The sequence below is a fragment of the Izhakiella australiensis genome (assembly GCF_002006995.1).
GTDB lineage: Bacteria > Pseudomonadota > Gammaproteobacteria > Enterobacterales > Enterobacteriaceae > Izhakiella > Izhakiella australiensis.
In genome coordinates, this window is the sequence record NZ_MRUL01000011.1 from 13,955 (window position 1) to 29,072 (window position 15,118).

Annotated in this window: 12 protein-coding genes; 6 read left to right on the top strand and 6 right to left on the bottom strand. The window is 56.5% G+C overall.

Translation table 11 applies throughout. The annotated features are described in order from the left end of the window. Positions 1-30 precede the first annotated feature (30 nt). On the bottom strand, positions 31-1,563 hold the full coding sequence (gene ppx / locus BTJ39_RS15255; protein WP_078003552.1) for an exopolyphosphatase: 1,533 nt from the start codon (positions 1,561-1,563) through the stop codon (positions 31-33). Positions 1,564-1,566: 3 nt separating this feature from the next. Continuing rightward, complete coding sequence (gene ppk1, locus BTJ39_RS15260) at positions 1,567-3,633, bottom strand: polyphosphate kinase 1 (RefSeq protein WP_078003553.1); 2,067 nt, start codon at positions 3,631-3,633, stop codon at positions 1,567-1,569. A gap of 160 nt (positions 3,634-3,793) precedes the next feature. Between ppk1 and BTJ39_RS15265 the strand changes: the two genes are divergently transcribed. Genes BTJ39_RS15265 through pstB form a run of 3 tightly spaced genes read left to right on the top strand, consistent with a single transcriptional unit; the run spans position 3,794 to position 8,337 of the window. Next, positions 3,794-5,929, top strand: a complete 2,136-nt coding sequence (locus tag BTJ39_RS15265) for an ABC transporter permease subunit (RefSeq protein ID WP_078003554.1) — start codon at positions 3,794-3,796, stop codon at positions 5,927-5,929. Then, positions 5,926-7,542 carry a phosphate ABC transporter permease PstA gene (gene pstA / locus BTJ39_RS15270; protein WP_078003555.1) on the top strand — a complete coding sequence of 539 codons (1,617 nt, stop codon included), beginning with the start codon at positions 5,926-5,928 and terminating at the stop codon, positions 7,540-7,542. The genes BTJ39_RS15265 and pstA overlap by 4 nt, the downstream gene beginning before the upstream one ends. A gap of 12 nt (positions 7,543-7,554) precedes the next feature. After that, the gene (gene pstB, locus BTJ39_RS15275; RefSeq protein ID WP_422386042.1) at positions 7,555-8,337 is read left to right on the top strand and encodes a phosphate ABC transporter ATP-binding protein PstB; all 783 of its coding nucleotides are present in this window, start codon (positions 7,555-7,557) and stop codon (positions 8,335-8,337) included. A gap of 1 nt (position 8,338) precedes the next feature. Here pstB and purN read toward each other — a convergent pair whose 3' ends face one another. Beyond that, positions 8,339-8,977, bottom strand: a complete 639-nt coding sequence (gene purN, locus BTJ39_RS15280; protein ID WP_078003556.1) for a phosphoribosylglycinamide formyltransferase — start codon at positions 8,975-8,977, stop codon at positions 8,339-8,341. Continuing rightward, positions 8,974-10,011, bottom strand: a complete 1,038-nt coding sequence (gene purM, locus BTJ39_RS15285; RefSeq protein ID WP_078003557.1) for a phosphoribosylformylglycinamidine cyclo-ligase — start codon at positions 10,009-10,011, stop codon at positions 8,974-8,976. Before purM ends, purN begins: the two co-directional genes overlap by 4 nt. Before the next feature lie 231 nt (positions 10,012-10,242). Here purM and upp point away from each other — a divergent pair, with 231 nt between their 5' ends. The 3 genes from upp to hda all read left to right on the top strand — a co-directional run bounded on the left by upp (position 10,243) and on the right by hda (position 13,011). Beyond that, entirely contained in the window at positions 10,243-10,869 is a 627-nt protein-coding gene (gene upp, locus BTJ39_RS15295; protein WP_078003559.1) for a uracil phosphoribosyltransferase, read from the top strand. Positions 10,870-10,931: 62 nt separating this feature from the next. After that, positions 10,932-12,212: a uracil permease gene (gene uraA / locus BTJ39_RS15300; protein WP_078003560.1), complete on the top strand. Its 1,281-nt coding sequence runs from the start codon at positions 10,932-10,934 to the stop codon at positions 12,210-12,212. Between the two features lie 97 nt (positions 12,213-12,309). Continuing rightward, complete coding sequence (gene hda / locus BTJ39_RS15305) at positions 12,310-13,011, top strand: DnaA inactivator Hda (RefSeq protein WP_241825929.1); 702 nt, start codon at positions 12,310-12,312, stop codon at positions 13,009-13,011. A gap of 19 nt (positions 13,012-13,030) precedes the next feature. Here the strand turns inward: hda and arsC are convergent, their stop codons facing one another. Beyond that, complete coding sequence (gene arsC / locus BTJ39_RS15310) at positions 13,031-13,393, bottom strand: arsenate reductase (glutaredoxin) (protein WP_078003562.1); 363 nt, start codon at positions 13,391-13,393, stop codon at positions 13,031-13,033. 20 nt (positions 13,394-13,413) lie between these two features. Next, positions 13,414-14,874, bottom strand: a complete 1,461-nt coding sequence (gene bepA / locus BTJ39_RS15315; protein ID WP_078003563.1) for a beta-barrel assembly-enhancing protease — start codon at positions 14,872-14,874, stop codon at positions 13,414-13,416. Positions 14,875-15,118 lie beyond the last annotated feature (244 nt).

Below are 15,118 nucleotides of genomic sequence, written 5' to 3' on the forward strand. Positions count from 1 at the left end.
GAGGCGACTGACGCCGCCCGTTCAGATTTATTAGCCCTGGCTTTCTTCCTGAATTGTCAGGTTCCAGCCAGTTACTTCCTGCCAGTAGCTTTGCTCTCTTTCCAGATCGAGCTGCACCAGATTGTTCTGGCTAAAGAAATCCTGCGGAAAGGTCAGCGTCCAGTGGCCGTCATCGGTTTTCAGCTTCAGCAAGGCTGGTACTGATGTCGCCTGACGCTGATTGTTCAGCAGGGTACCCAGCCGCAGCAGGAAAATCAGCGGCAGGATCTGGCGTTTTTTAAATAGCGTGAAGCGCGGCAGCTCATCAACCTTAATTGCCTTACGGTGGAAGCGCACCAGGGTTGACAGTAGCATCTGCTGATCCTGGTTGAAGCCGGGCAGGTCAGTATATTGCAGGATATAGGCAGAATGGCGCTGCATGCCGCTGTGGTTAATGGTCAAGCCAACTTCGTGCAGCATTGCGGCCCATTTTAGCAGCGCTTCCAGCTGCGGATCGGCCTGCTTATTATTTTGCTCGCGCCACTGCGCGTACAGCTCGGTAGTGGTATTCAGTACCCGACGCGCCTGATCGCTGTCGATATTGTAATTGTTGGCCAGGCTTTGCGCCGTGCGGCTGCGAATATCCCGATGGCGGAAGCGTCCCTCCATCTCATATAGCACCCCCTCGCGCAGCGCGCCGTCCGACAGGCGCAGCTCTTTGATCGCCAGCGTGTCAACAATGCCGCACAGAATAGCCAGGCCCGGCACGAACACCGTTTTACGTTCATCGGAAAGCCCCGGCAGGTCAAGTTCGTCGAAGCTTTTATACTGCAATACAAGGGCGCTCAGCTTTTCCAGACGCTCCGGGGTGATGGTTTTCTCTTTCTCATCCATGGCGACCAGCACTTCGCAAACGGCCTTAATCGTGCCAGATGCGCCCATCGCATATTCCCAGCCGAGTCGACGGTACTGCCATGAGAGCGGCTCCAGCTTTTGCGCGGCCGCCAGCCGGGCGCGGCGAAAGTTCTCTTTATTGATGACGCTGCCGGGGAAGTAGAGATGGGCAAAGCTGACGCAGCCCATGCGGCGGCTCTCCACCAGGCGCGGCTCAAAGTTTTCCCCGATCACCAGCTCGGTGGAGCCGCCGCCGATATCGATGACCAGCTTGCGGCCTTTTTCCGGCTGCGTATGCTCAACGCCCATAAAAATCAGGCGCGCTTCTTCATTGCCGGAGATAACTTCGATGGGAAAGTTGATGACCTCCGCTGCGCGCTGCAGGAAAACGTCAGCGTTTTTTGCCTGACGCAGCGAATGGGTGCCAACGATGGTGACGTTGCCGGGGCTGAATCCCTGCAACCTTTCAGCGAATAACGCTAGGCAAGACAGCCCGCGCTGTATCGCTTCTTCGCTGAGGTTATTATCCGCATCCAGGCCATCGGCCAGATGCACGCGCTGCTTGAGCTTGCCCAGCACCTGCATCGCGCCGTCAACCACGCGGGCAATGACCATATGGAAACTGTTTGATCCCAGGTCTACCGCCGCGAACTCCTGCGGTTTTGGGGTGTTTTTATGAGAAACTGGCATAGGTTAGTCAGATTGCTCCAAAGATTTTAGATACGCGTAAATGGACATCTGTGCGCGGACTTTACGGCGGTTGCCGCGCGACACATAGCTGTTGCTGAGTTCTTTATCCATGTTGCGGGCTTTAACGGTATCGCTGAATAAGATGTTCATAATGTCCACCACGCGCTGCTTCAGGGTCGCGTCGAGCAGCGGCACGGCGACTTCGATACGAAAATCAATGTTGCGCGTCATCCAGTCAGCGGAGGATAAATACACTTTTTTATCGCCGCCGTTTTCAAAAATATAGACCCTGTCGTGCTCAAGGAAGCGATCGACGATACTTATCACACGGATATTATCGCTGATGCCCGGCAGTTGCGGTATGAGCGAACACATGCCGCGCACCAGCAAATTCACCGGGACGCCGACGCTGGAAGCCGCGTACAGCCGATCTACCAGCCCGCCGTCCACCAGGTTATTCACCTTGAGCATAATGCCGCCCGGCAGTCCCTGCTGCACGTTGGCGATTTCATTATCAATCAGCTTATAGAGCCGATCGCGTGAATTCTGCGGTGACACCAGCAGGTACTCGAAATCCACCGGGCGATAGGGGTTTTCAATAAAGTTAAACACCCGGCGAACTTCATTGGTGATGCGAGCATCCGCCGTCAGCAGCGAGTAGTCAGTGTAAATTCGCGCGGTTTTTTCATTGAAGTTACCGGTGCCGATGTGGGCATATCTTACAACCTGCTCACCCTCACGGCGGCTGATCAGGAACAATTTTGCATGGATTTTCAGCCCGGGGGCCGAAAAAATAACGTGTACGCCGGCGGCCGTCAGGCGCTTGGCCCACAAAATATTGGCTTCTTCATCAAAACGCGCTTGCAGTTCGACGACCACGGTAACCTTTTTACCGTTCCAGGCGGCATGCATCATGGCGTCCATAATGCGCGAATCTTTCGCCACCCGGTAAATATTGATTTTTATCGACAATACGCTGGGGTCGAAGGACGCCTGGCGCAGCCATTCCAGTACATGTTCGAAGGTATGGTACGGGTAATACAGCAGCACGTCGCGCTGGCGAATAGCGTCAAAACCGTTGCGGAACTGGCCGAAATAGAGATGACGCAACGGCTGCTGCGGCCGGTTTACCAGATTGGCTTTACCGACGTTAGGGAAGCTGATGAAGTCTTTAAAGTTATGATAGCGCCCGCCAGGCACCACCGAATCATAGTTATCGATCCCCAGCTTTTTACATAATAGCTCTACCAGTCCATCGGGCATATCGCGTTGATAAACAAAGCGCACCGGTTCTGCGGTCAGACGCTGTTTCAGGCTGGAGGACATCAGCTCCATCAGGCTCGATTCCATTTCCGTGACCAGGTCGTACTCGGCGTCGCGGGTCATCTTCATCGAATAGGTATTGAGCTCGTCGTAGTCAAAAAAGCCGCTAAATATTTCATTCAGACAGAAGCGCAGAATATTATCCAGCAGGATCATCGGCTTCCGGCGGCGCGGCGTTTCAGGCGGCAGATTAATAAAGCGCGGCACCTTATCGGCGGGGATCTCCAGCAGGGCATAGCGCACGGCCTCACCCTGAATAATTTCCACCACCAGATAGGTGTAATCATCTTTAAGGAATTCGATCAGATCGGTGTCACTATTAATCAATATTGGCGTGATATGCTGGCGCAGCTCCTGACGGAAGTAGTCACGCAGCCAGCTTTGCTGATTGGGTGACAGCTGGCGCTCATTGATCAGGAAAATCTGATTACGCGCCATCTCCAGCAGCAGTTCATTATACAGCCCGTCGAATTCCTGCTCGGCTTTTAACACTCTGGCCTGGATTTTATTCAGCAGGTGGCGCAGTGAATTAGGGGTACCGGAACCCTGCTCCTCGCCAATCAGAATGCGGCGTTTTAAATCTGAGAAGCGGACTTTATAGAACTCTTCAAGGTTATTGGAGTAGATACCTAAGAAACGCATCCGCTCAATCAGCGGATTATTTTTATCTGCCGCTTCCTGCAAAACGCGTTCATTGAAGGATAACCAGCTTAACTCTTTTTCTATATATAGCTTTTCCTGACCCATTATTACTCCGTAGTCGCGATTCAGGAGGAAGGTATCCAGTATCACGTTTCATTATGGCGAGAGTATGGCAATAAAGTCCAACGGCAGTGAATGAATATTGTCTTACCAAACACATACGGGCAACATAGCGTGTCATCTTCATCAGGAAATACCGATAATCATGGCCGATAATCGCATACCGGTAAGCTTTAACGATAAAAGTCGTCAGCGGATTGACCGCCTGACGCGCCGGCTGGTATCGGTTTGCGGCATCGGTATTCTGCTGGTGATGCTGGTGCTGTTTTTCTGGCTGGTGTGGGTGGTGACGCCGCTGTTTATTTCGCCCTCGCTGTACAGCCAGAGTAAAGGGCAGATCTGGCAGCAGGATAGCGCCGTCGCTGGCGGCATTAATAGTGGTCAGCAGTGGACCTGGCGCATCGGCAGCGAGGGCAAAGGGCGCTTTTTACCTCTGGATGCCGGGCCGCCGCCAGCGGCGACGAATTTATCCGCAGCGGTAAAGCTGGCCGCCAGTGACCAACGGGACGGCAGCACGGTTCTTATCGACCGGCAGGGTGATTTATATCTGGTGATGCCGGATTTTAGCAGCGAGCGCCCGCAGTGGCGCTTTCCACTGGGTGCGGCGCCACTTATGCGTGCCATGGGGACTGCACGGGCCGCCAGCCTGACCCGGCTGGCGGATAACAGCTGGCAGCTGGTTCTGGCGCAGCCGCAGACCGTTCAGGTTTTCCGTTTCGCCGCGGGCGACCGCCCGCAGACCCTTAGCATAAGCGCCGCCGGCGTTGATCAACTGGTGCAGTCGCCGGACGGCGGGTTTATTTACGCATTGGCTGGCGCTGAACTTAACGTCTGGCAGCGCGGCGACTCAGGCTTCCGGCTGCGCGACGATCTTCGGCTGCCTTCAGCGCCGCGCCAGATGGCGCTGCTGAGCGGTGGGCGCAGTCTGCTATTAGCCGATGACAAGGGCGTATCGCAATGGTTTGATATTACCGGTGACAGCGCAATACGCCTGCAGCAGATCCGTACTTTTCCTGACAGCGGCGACAGCGGCAGGGTGATCGTCGAAGCGCAGCGACGGGTGTTCGCCACGCTCAGCGCGCAGGGTGAGCTGAGATTATTCGCCAGTAAGCAATACCAACCGTTGCTGCAGCGCCAGCTTGCTCCAGGGATTACCGCCGCCTGGTTCGCTCCGCAGGGCAACGGCCTGTGGGTCGAACGTCAGGATAACTGGCAATACTATTCGCTGAATAATCCCTGGCCGGATATCAGCTGGCGTAACTTCTGGCAAAAAATCTGGTATGAAAACTATCCTGCGCCAGACTATGTCTGGCAGTCGACCGCGGCAGAAGATAACTATCAGGGCAAGTACAGCCTGGTGCCGCTGATCAGCGGTACCTTAAAGGCGGCGCTGATGGCAATGGTTATCGCGACGCCGCTGGCGTTGGCTGCAGCGATGTATACCGCCTGGTTTATGTCGCCGCGCATGCGGCGCTATGTTAAGCCGGGTATTGAAATGATGGGCGCTTTGCCAACGGTGGTGGTGGGGTTAATTGCCAGCTTTTGGCTGGCGCCGCTGCTGGCGCAGAGGATGAGCGGAATAATCATGCTGCCATTCCTGCTGGCCGGGGGGCTGCTGTTGATGCATCCGCTTTCAACGCTGTCGGTCAAAAGAGGCTGGCGCTGGCTGTTCGCGCCGGGGCGGGAAATGCTGCTGCTGTTCCCGCTGCTGCTGCTGGTGATTGCATTTTCTCTGCTGGCGATCCCCTGGCTTGAACGGCTGATCTGGCCGCAGGGTTTGCTGGCCTGTTGGGGCATAAACTATCAGTCCGGCAATTTACTGGTGGCGGCCATCGCCATGGGATTTGCGCTGGTGCCGCTGATTTTCACCCTGGCGGAAGATGCGCTGTTCAGCGTGCCGGTTTCGCTGGCCAACGGTTCGCTGGCGCTGGGGGCGACGTCCTGGCAGACGCTGCGACGCGTTATTTTACCCGGCGCGTCGGCAGGGATCTTCGCTGCGCTGATGATAGGCTTTGGTCGGGCGATGGGAGAGACCATGATTGTACTGATGGCCACCAGTAATACGCCGCAGACCGGGGGATCGCTGTTTAGCGGGCTGCGCACGCTGTCTGCTAACGTGGCTATTGAAATGCCGGAAGCCGCGGCGGGTAGCGCTCACTACCGTATCCTGTTTCTTAGCGCGCTGATTCTGCTGATGTTTACTCTGCTGGTTAATACGCTGGCGGAGCTGTTGCGTCAGCGCCTGCGTGCTCGTTTTGCCGCCGGGGAGGGACTGGAATGACCCCGGAGCGGTACAATGAACGCTGGCGTTGGCTAACGGCCGGCGCCGTTTCGCTTAGCCTGCTGGCTTTTTTACTGCTGATTGGCCTGCTGCTGTGGCAGGGGATGCGTTATTTCTGGCCGCAACCGCTGATATTGTTCAGCGTTCAGCAGCCCCACCAGGCGGCGCAGCCGCTGTTGGCGGAGGTGATCAGCCGCCAATCCCCCGGTACAGCGCAGGGCGCGGAAACGACGCCGCAGCGCCTGTTGGTTAAAACCGGTAATCGCGACTTTGCCGCGCCCGATTTTCGCACGCTGCTTTCCAGCCAGATTCGTGCGCAGAGTCGCCCAGCCGACGCCATCGCCGTGCTGCGGCGCGATCAGGGCATGGCATATGGCTGGTTTGCCGGATTGGAAGAAAATCAGCAAGCATTGCTGGCCAGCAATATGGATAACGTTTTTCACCAGAGGCTGCAGCAGGTTCGCCTTTGGCAGCGCCAGGCCAGCCATCTACGTCAGGTGACGCTGGTGGAAATAACCAAACAGCTGCAAACCCTGGCGCAGCAGCAAAAGTTTGATGCCGCAGCCGGGCACGATTTACAGCAAGAATCGATCATTGAAGCCAACCGCGCCGAGGCGCAGCGTCAGTTTCACGAGGTTTCACAGCAGCTGGCCGCGTTGGAGCGCCAGATTGACAGCGATCGCCTGGTGATGCGCGATGCGCAGGGCGCACTGCACCGCCTGCCGCTGGCCGATATCGTTGACGCCTGGTATCCCAATCGCATGAACTTTGCGCAAAAGCTGCAGCAGGCTGCCAGCCGGATGATCGGTTTTGTCAGTGATACTGCGCCGACGTCGCCGGAGGAAGGGGGAATTTTTCCGGCAATCTTCGGTACCGTGCTGATGGTGATGCTCATGTCGGTGGTGGTGATGCCGCTTGGCGTGGTGGCCGCAGTCTGGCTACACGAATATGCCGGTAACGGCCTGCTGACGAGACTGGTGCGCATTGCGGTGGTCAACCTGGCGGGAGTGCCTTCAATTGTTTACGGCGTGTTCGGGCTGGGCTTCTTTGTCTGGCTGATTGGCGGTAGCCTCGACAGGCTGCTATTCATCGACCGGCTGCCGGCGCCGACCTTTGGTACCCCGGGGCTGCTTTGGGCATCGCTGACGCTGGCTTTGCTGACGCTGCCGGTGGTGATCGTTGCAACGGAAGAAGGGCTGTCGCGCATTCCTCGCTCTTTACGTCAGGGCGCGCTGGCTTTGGGCGCTACCAGCGCCGAAGCGCTGTGGCAGGTAACCCTGCCGCTGGCCGTGCCGGCAATGCTCACCGGCCTTATTATGGCAATCGCCCGGGCGGCGGGCGAGGTGGCGCCGCTGATGCTGGTCGGGGTGGTTAAAATGGTGCCTGAACTGCCGGTGGATGGCGTTTTTCCTTATTTGCATCTGGATCGTAAATTTATGCACCTTGGCTATCAGATTTACGAGCTGGCATTTCAGAATCCGAATTCGCAGTCCGATCGGCCATTGCTGTTTGCCACCGCGTTGCTACTGGTAGTGATTATTTTGCTTTTAAATTTGCTGGCGATGATCCTGCGTCATCGTCTGCGTGAACGCTATCGCACCTTGCTGCACTGAGAACGGAATATGATGACTACTTCGCTGATGCAAGAAGACCAGCAAACCCTGTTATCGCTCGATGACCTGTCGTTGTGGTATGGCGCGCATCAGGCGCTGCGTAACATCAACCTGAAGATAGCGCGCAACCGCATTACCGCGCTGATCGGCCCCTCCGGCTGCGGTAAATCGACGCTGTTGCGCTGCCTGAACCGGATGAATGATTTGACCGATGGCTGCCGGGTTGAAGGTGACATCCGGCTTGAGCATAAGAGTATTTTATCGGCAGACGTAAACCTGGTCGGGCTGCGCCGACGGGTTGGGATGGTCTTTCAGCGGCCGAATCCGTTCCCCAAATCGATTTACGAAAATGTGGTTTACGGCCTGCGATTACAGGGCGTACGGGATCGTCGGGTGTTGGATGAAGCCATGGAGCGGGCGCTGCGGGCGGCGGCGCTGTGGACTGAGGTGCGCGGAATGCTGCGCAAGAACGCCCTGACGCTGTCACAGGGCCAGCAGCAGCGGCTGGTCATCGCCCGCGCCATCGCCGTGGAGCCAGAAGTGTTGCTGCTCGACGAACCGACTTCCGCGCTCGATCCGATTTCGACGTTGGTCATTGAAGAGCTGATGACCACGCTGAAGCAGCATTTCACCCTGATACTGGTTACCCATAATATGCAGCAGGCGGCGCGGGTTTCTGATTTCACCGCGTTTATGCATCAGGGGCAGCTGGTGGAGTTTGGCGTTACCGACGATCTGTTCACTTCACCGCGCCAGAAGCGAACCGAAGATTACATTACAGGGCGCTTCGGCTGATCTATTCCGCCGCGTAGCCCTGCGGCGCAAGCTGCTGACCATCAAGCCAGGCCGCGCCGTCGCGCATCTGCAGGCGGCCAGCGCAGAACCAGGCGATGGCCAGCGGATAGATAGCATGTTCCTGATGCTGAACCCGCGCCTGTACTTCCTCAACGCTGTCATCGGCAAATATCGGCACCCGCGCCTGTAGAATAACCGGACCGCCGTCCAGCTCTTCCGTCACGAAATGCACTGAGGTGCCGTGTTCCGCATCGCCGTTTTCAATCGCCTGGCGGTGGGTATCTAGCCCTGGATATTTTGGCAGCAAAGACGGATGCACGTTAAGCATCCGCCCGGTATAGCGCTGGACAAACGCGTCGCTCAGGATGCGCATATAGCCCGCCAGCACCACCAGGTCGGGCTGAAAGCCGTCGATTTCCGCCATCAGCTGGCGGTCAAAGGCCTGACGATCGGCAAAAGCTGCCGGCGCCAGCGCGACGGCGGGTAGGCCCGCGTCACGCGCGCGCTGCAGTCCGTAAGCGCTGGCTTTATTGCTGATGACGGCGACCACCTGGCCGCCAGTCTTGCCCTGCTGACAGGCGGTAAGGATCGCCTGCAAATTGCTGCCGTCGCCGGAGATCAGCACGACTATCTTTTTCATGCGATAATCACGCGTTCAGCGGCGTTTGACGCTTTAATGTGGCCAATTTGCCACGCCTGTTCGCCCGCATCGGACAGCAGTTTTATCGCCTGGCTGGCAGCCTCCGCGCTCAACGCGATGACCATGCCGACGCCGCAGTTAAAGGTGCGATACATTTCATGCTGGCTGACATTGCCTGCCTGCTGTAACCAGCTGAATACCGCAGGCCATTGCCAGCTGGATTCATCGATTACCGCCTGGGTGTTGTCCGGCAATACGCGCGGAATGTTCTCCCAGAAGCCGCCGCCCGTCAGGTGAGCGATGGCGTGAACGTCAACCTGCTCAATCAGACTCAGCAGATTTTTTACGTAGATGCGCGTGGGGGCCAGCAGGTGATCGGCCAGCGATTTACCTTCCAGCTGGACGCTGTTGGGATCGGTGTTGCTGACTTCAAGAATTTTTCGTACCAGAGAGTAGCCATTAGAGTGAGGGCCGCTGGAGCCGAGCGCTAGCAGGACATCGCCGTCCTGCACTTTGCTGCCGTCGATGATCTCTGATTTTTCCACCACGCCGACGCAAAAGCCGGCGACGTCATAATCCTCACCGTGATACATCCCCGGCATTTCCGCCGTTTCGCCGCCGACCAGTGCGCAACCTGATTGCTGGCATCCTTCGGCAATGCCCGTTATCACGCTCGCCGCCGTTTCCACATCCAGCTTGCCGGTGGCGTAATAGTCGAGAAAGAACAGGGGTTCCGCACCCTGAACAACCAGATCGTTAACGCACATCGCCACCAGGTCGATGCCGATGGTGTCATGACGTTTAAGATCCATTGCCAGGCGCAATTTGGTGCCAACGCCATCGGTACCGGAAACCAGCACCGGTTCACGGTATTTTTGCGGCAGGGCGCACAGGGCGCCAAAGCCTCCCAGACCGCCCATGACTTCAGGACGACGCGTTTTCTTTACCACGCCTTTAATTCGGTCAACTAACGCATTGCCGGCATCAATATCAACGCCGGCGTCTTTGTAGCTCAGAGAGGTTTTGTCGGTCACTGCGAAATCCCCACGCGGTTGCGGTTGGTGATGTTAATGAAAGCGCGGCAATTCTAGCAGCGTGAGCAATCGTTTGCGAGTGCCATCTTTACCACATTGCGCCCCGGTGAATTTTGGCTGATGCTTAATGAAATTACGCACATTTGATCCATTACATCTGGCAGCCTTGACAAAAGGCGGTATAATCTCGCGATTTTTTTTTGCAGCTAACACACTCCGGGAGTCCAACGAATGAAGATCGTGGAAGTCAAACACCCACTCGTCAAACATAAACTGGGTCTGATGCGCGAGCACGATGTAAGCACCAAGCGTTTTCGCGAGCTTGCGTCGGAAGTGGGGAGCCTGCTGACTTATGAAGCGACTGCCGATCTGGAAACCGAGAAAGTGACCATCGAAGGCTGGAACGGTCCGGTAGACATTGAACAAATCAAGGGCAAAAAAATTACCGTGGTGCCGATTCTGCGTGCCGGTCTTGGCATGATGGAAGGCGTGCTGGAGCACGTGCCGAGTGCCCGGATCAGCGTGGTTGGCGTTTATCGTAATGAAGAGACGCTGGAGCCGGTACCGTACTTCCAGAAACTGGCTTCCAGTATGGATGAGCGCATGGCGCTGGTGGTTGACCCGATGCTCGCCACCGGCGGCTCGATGATCGCCACCATCGACCTGTTAAAAAATGCCGGCTGCACCAGTATTAAAGTGTTGGTGCTGGTGGCGGCGCCGGAGGGGATCCGCGCGCTGGAGAAGGTTCATCCCGATGTGGAGCTGTACACGGCGTCAATCGACCAGGGGCTGAATGAAAAAGGCTACATAATTCCCGGGCTCGGCGATGCCGGGGACAAGATATTTGGTACCAAATAACCGTTAAAGCCGACCGCAGAGTCGGCTTTTTTTTAATAAAAAACAACTCAAGGGGATATTCAATGACTCGTCGTGCCATTGGCGTCAGCGAGCGGCCGCCGCTGCTGCAAACGATTCCACTTAGCCTTCAGCATCTGTTCGCTATGTTTGGCGCCACCGTGCTGGTGCCCATCCTGTTTCATATTAATCCGGCAACGGTATTGCTGTTCAATGGCGTCGGCACGCTGCTGTATCTGCTGATCTGTAAAGGAAAAATACCCGCCTATCTCGGTTCCAGCTTTGCTTTCATCTCGCCGGTTTTATTGCTGCTGCCGTTGGGATATGAAAAAGCGCTCGGCGGTTTTATTCTCTGCGGCGTGCTGTTTTGCCTGGTGGCGCTGATAGTGAAAAAGGCCGGCTCCGGCTGGCTGGAGGTGATGTTCCCGTCGGCGGCGATGGGGGCTATCGTCGCAGTCATCGGTCTGGAGCTGGCGGGCGTTGCGGCCAATATGGCGGGGCTGCTGCCTGCCGATGGCGCGAGCGTGGACGGTAAAACCATTATTATCTCCATGGTTACTCTGACGGTGACGGTGTTCGGTTCGGTGCTGTTTCGCGGCTTTCTGGCCATTATCCCGATTCTGATCGGCGTACTGGTCGGCTATGCGTTGTCATATTTTATGGGGGTTGTTGACTGGACGCCGGTTCAGCAGGCCCACTGGTTTGCGCTGCCAACGTTCTATCAGCCGCAGTTTGACTGGGCGGCGATGCTGACGATTGTTCCCGCCGCGCTGGTGGTCATTGCCGAGCACGTCGGCCACCTGGTGGTGACGGCCAATATCATTAAAAAAGATCTGATAAAAGATCCTGGCCTGCACCGCTCAATGTTTGCTAACGGCATTTCCACGGTGATCTCCGGTTTCTTCGGTTCGACGCCGAATACCACCTATGGTGAGAATATTGGTGTGATGGCGATTACCCGCGTCTACAGTACCTGGGTTATCGGCGGGGCGGCAATTCTGGCTATCCTGCTTTCCTGTATCGGCAAGCTGGCGGCTGCCATTCAGGCGGTGCCGGTGCCGGTAATGGGCGGCGTTTCACTGCTGCTGTACGGGGTGATTGCGGCATCCGGGGTGCGGGTGCTGATTGAGTCAAAGGTGGATTATAACAAAGCGCAAAACCTGATCCTGACCTCGGTGATCCTGATTATCGGCGTCAGCGGCGCCCGGGTGCATATCGGCGCCGCCGAGCTGAAAGGGATGGCGCTGGCAACGATAGTTGGCGTAGTGCTTAGCCTGATTTTCAAGGCTATTTCGCTGCTGCGCCCGGAAGAAGTGGTGCTTGAAGCACCGGAGAACGATCGTTAATGATCATCGGCGGACGGGGCCAGCCGTCCGTTTCATTTCCGGCGCTGAATTGTGATAAACTCAGCACGGTATTCTACCGCTCAATTCCGAGGTGATTCTGAACACGCCCGCGCAGCTTTCGCTGCCACTTTATCTGCCAGATGATGAAACCTTCGCCAGCTTCTGGCCGGGTGACAATTCGGTGCTGCTGGCGGCGTTGCAGGGCGCGCTGGTGCGGGATCACGGCAGCTATTTTTATATCTGGGCGCGCGAGGGGAGCGGTCGCAGCCACCTGCTGCACGCGGCGTGCGCCGAGCTTTCCGCGCGCAATCAGGCGGTGGGCTACGTGCCGTTAGATAAGCGGACCTGGTTTGTTCCTGAGGTGCTGGATGGCATGGAGCAACTGGCGCTGGTATGCATTGATAATATTGAGTGCGTGGCGGGCGATCAGCCCTGGGAAATGGCGATTTTCAATCTGTATAATCGTATTCTTGAAAGTGGCAAAACGCGGCTGATTATCACCGGCGACCGGCCCGCGCGCCAGCTGAATCTGCAGCTGCCGGATCTGGCCTCGCGCCTGGACTGGGGGCAAATCTACCGTCTGCAGCCGCTATCTGATGAAGATAAAGTCCAGGCTTTGCAGCTGCGCGCCCGCCAGCGCGGTTTCGAGCTGCCCGAAGACGTCGGGCGCTTCCTGTTAAAACGCCTCGACAGGGAAATGCGCACGCTGTTCACTACCCTCGATCGTCTGGATCACGCTTCAATCAGCGCCCAGCGCAAATTGACCATTCCCTTCGTTAAAGAAATTCTCGGCCTCTAGCGCTGTTACGCCGGGCGCATCAATCCTGTTTGAGTAATGAAAGCACCTGCTGTGGCGGGCGGCCCAGCTTCGCACGATCGTTAGCAATGACAATCGGACGTTCAATCAGCTTTGGGTTGTCCGCCATGGCCTGCAGCAGCGTCGCTTCGCTGAGTGCGGGATTGGCAAGGTTGAGTTCCTGATACAGGCTTTCACCGCTGCGCATCAGCTGACGCGCCTCGCTGAATCCTAGCTGGCGCAGCAGCGTTTGCAGCGTTGCCGCGTCCGGCGGCGTGGTTAAGTACAGAACGACCTGCGGCTTAACGCCTTCGGCTTCCAGCAGCGCGAGGGTTTCGCGGCTCTTGCTGCAGCGTGGGTTATGATAAATCGTTACCTGAGACACTGTTTTTCTCCTGGTCGCTATCAGGACCGCTGATATTTTTGGAACAGCTGTTGCAGTCGGCGCAGCTGGTCAATACGCGCATCATAACGCGCCTGCTCCAGGCTGCCGAGGCGCGACTGCGAGCTGGCGCTGCTAAGGGCGCGGATGGCCTGATCCAGCTGACCGCTGAGTGCCAGGCTCTCGGCCCTGGCGGCCAGCTCTTCATTGGAGAGTCCCTGCGCGGCGTCGGCCTGGGCCAGTAAATCCCAGCCGTTGGCGTCATCTTTGTGATTCCAGGTATAGCGATTAAGAATGCGTGTCGCTTCGGCCGGCTGGTTGGCTTCGACATAGGCATTGGCAAGGTTCAGCTGTAGCACCGGGTCGCTTTTATTTTTTGCCGCCAGCAAGCGGCGAATCGCATCCTGTGGCTTTTTCAGGCCGATGTCGATATCCGTCATAATATCCAGATACCAGACGTTGTCCGGATCGCTTGCCAGCATCGGTTCGATAATCCGTTTGGCGTCAGCAAAAGATTTGGCCTGTAAAAACTGCACCGCTTTGCCGTATTGGGCGGCGGTTTTTTCCCGGCTATTACCCTGCGACCAGCTGTGCAGAAGGTCGTCGCTAAGCTGATTCTGTCCGGTGGCGTACATCCCCAGCGCGCGCGCTTTCGCCATGTAAAAGCCCAGAGAAGATTGCACCACCACCGGCTTCATCTGGTTTGCGCGGTTGCGGGCATCCGATAAGCGGCTGTCGGGCAGCGGGTGAGTCAACAGCATTTCCGGCGGCTTTTGACCGTAGCTTGACTGGTCGGCCAGCTTTTGCAGGAAGCTGGGCATCGCCTGCGGATCAAAACCTGAACGCTGTAATACTTGCAGGCCGATACGGTCGGCCTCCTGCTCATTTTGTTGGGTGAAGCTGATAATGCCCTGCTGGGTGCCCGCCAGCGTACCGGTCAGCGCGGCCATACCGGCCTGCGGATTGGCCATTGCCAGTAATATTGAGCCTAATGCGCCTACCCATGTCAGCGGGGCGCTGCGCTGCAGTTCTTCCATGGCACGGGCAAGATGGCGCTGGGTGACGTGAGAAATTTCATGGGCTATAACGGAGGCCAGCTGGCTTTCGTTATCCACGTAGCGAAACAGCGAAGAGTGCAGCACGACATTGCCGCCAAAAAAGGCAAAGGCGTTCAGCTCATCGTTGCGGAGCAGAAAGAAGTGGAAAGGCGTGCGGACTGACCAGGCGTGGGAGACCAGGCGCTGTCCAAGGTTATTGATATATTCATTGAGCAGCGGATCGTTGATTAACGGCGCGCTGGCTCGCAGCTGACGGACATAAAAATCGCCCATCTGCAGCTCTTGATTGATCGACAGCGTACCGCCCGCCGTGGTGCCCATATCCGGCAGATTATCGGTGATATCGGCCCTTGCCGGTATTGCTGCGTTCACCATCAGGGCTGCTAGCGCAGAAGCGATAATCTTTTTTTTAAACGGCTTAAGCATGCATCTTTTCCTGACAAGAAGTCATGATTTAGACTCCGGGCCGATAAAAACGTTGCGGCATCCGGTGGGATTTCTGCGTCCATTCTACCCAGCCCGGCGTGATATGAGAATCTATTGCTCGACATTGCGTGACTTGAACAAAAAAATGCAATTTTACTGATCGTCGGCTGACGAACTTATCGCTGTATTGAATGGTGAAAATTACAATAACGCTCAATCAATTAACGGGAGTTAAAAAGTTAAC

Bases quoted from the DNA above. Each gene is read 5' to 3' on its own strand.
- pstB (WP_422386042.1), top strand. From the start codon at position 7,555: ATGACTACTTCGCTGATGCAAGAAGACCAGCAAACCCTGTTATCGCTC.
- ppx (WP_078003552.1), bottom strand. From the start codon at position 1,563: ATGCCAGTTTCTCATAAAAACACCCCAAAACCGCAGGAGTTCGCGGCG.
- purN (WP_078003556.1), bottom strand. From the start codon at position 8,977: ATGAAAAAGATAGTCGTGCTGATCTCCGGCGACGGCAGCAATTTGCAG.
- ppk1 (WP_078003553.1), bottom strand. From the start codon at position 3,633: ATGGGTCAGGAAAAGCTATATATAGAAAAAGAGTTAAGCTGGTTATCC.
- pstA (WP_078003555.1), top strand. From the start codon at position 5,926: ATGACCCCGGAGCGGTACAATGAACGCTGGCGTTGGCTAACGGCCGGC.
- upp (WP_078003559.1), top strand. From the start codon at position 10,243: ATGAAGATCGTGGAAGTCAAACACCCACTCGTCAAACATAAACTGGGT.
- bepA (WP_078003563.1), bottom strand. From the start codon at position 14,874: ATGCTTAAGCCGTTTAAAAAAAAGATTATCGCTTCTGCGCTAGCAGCC.
- uraA (WP_078003560.1), top strand. From the start codon at position 10,932: ATGACTCGTCGTGCCATTGGCGTCAGCGAGCGGCCGCCGCTGCTGCAA.
- BTJ39_RS15265 (WP_078003554.1), top strand. From the start codon at position 3,794: ATGGCCGATAATCGCATACCGGTAAGCTTTAACGATAAAAGTCGTCAG.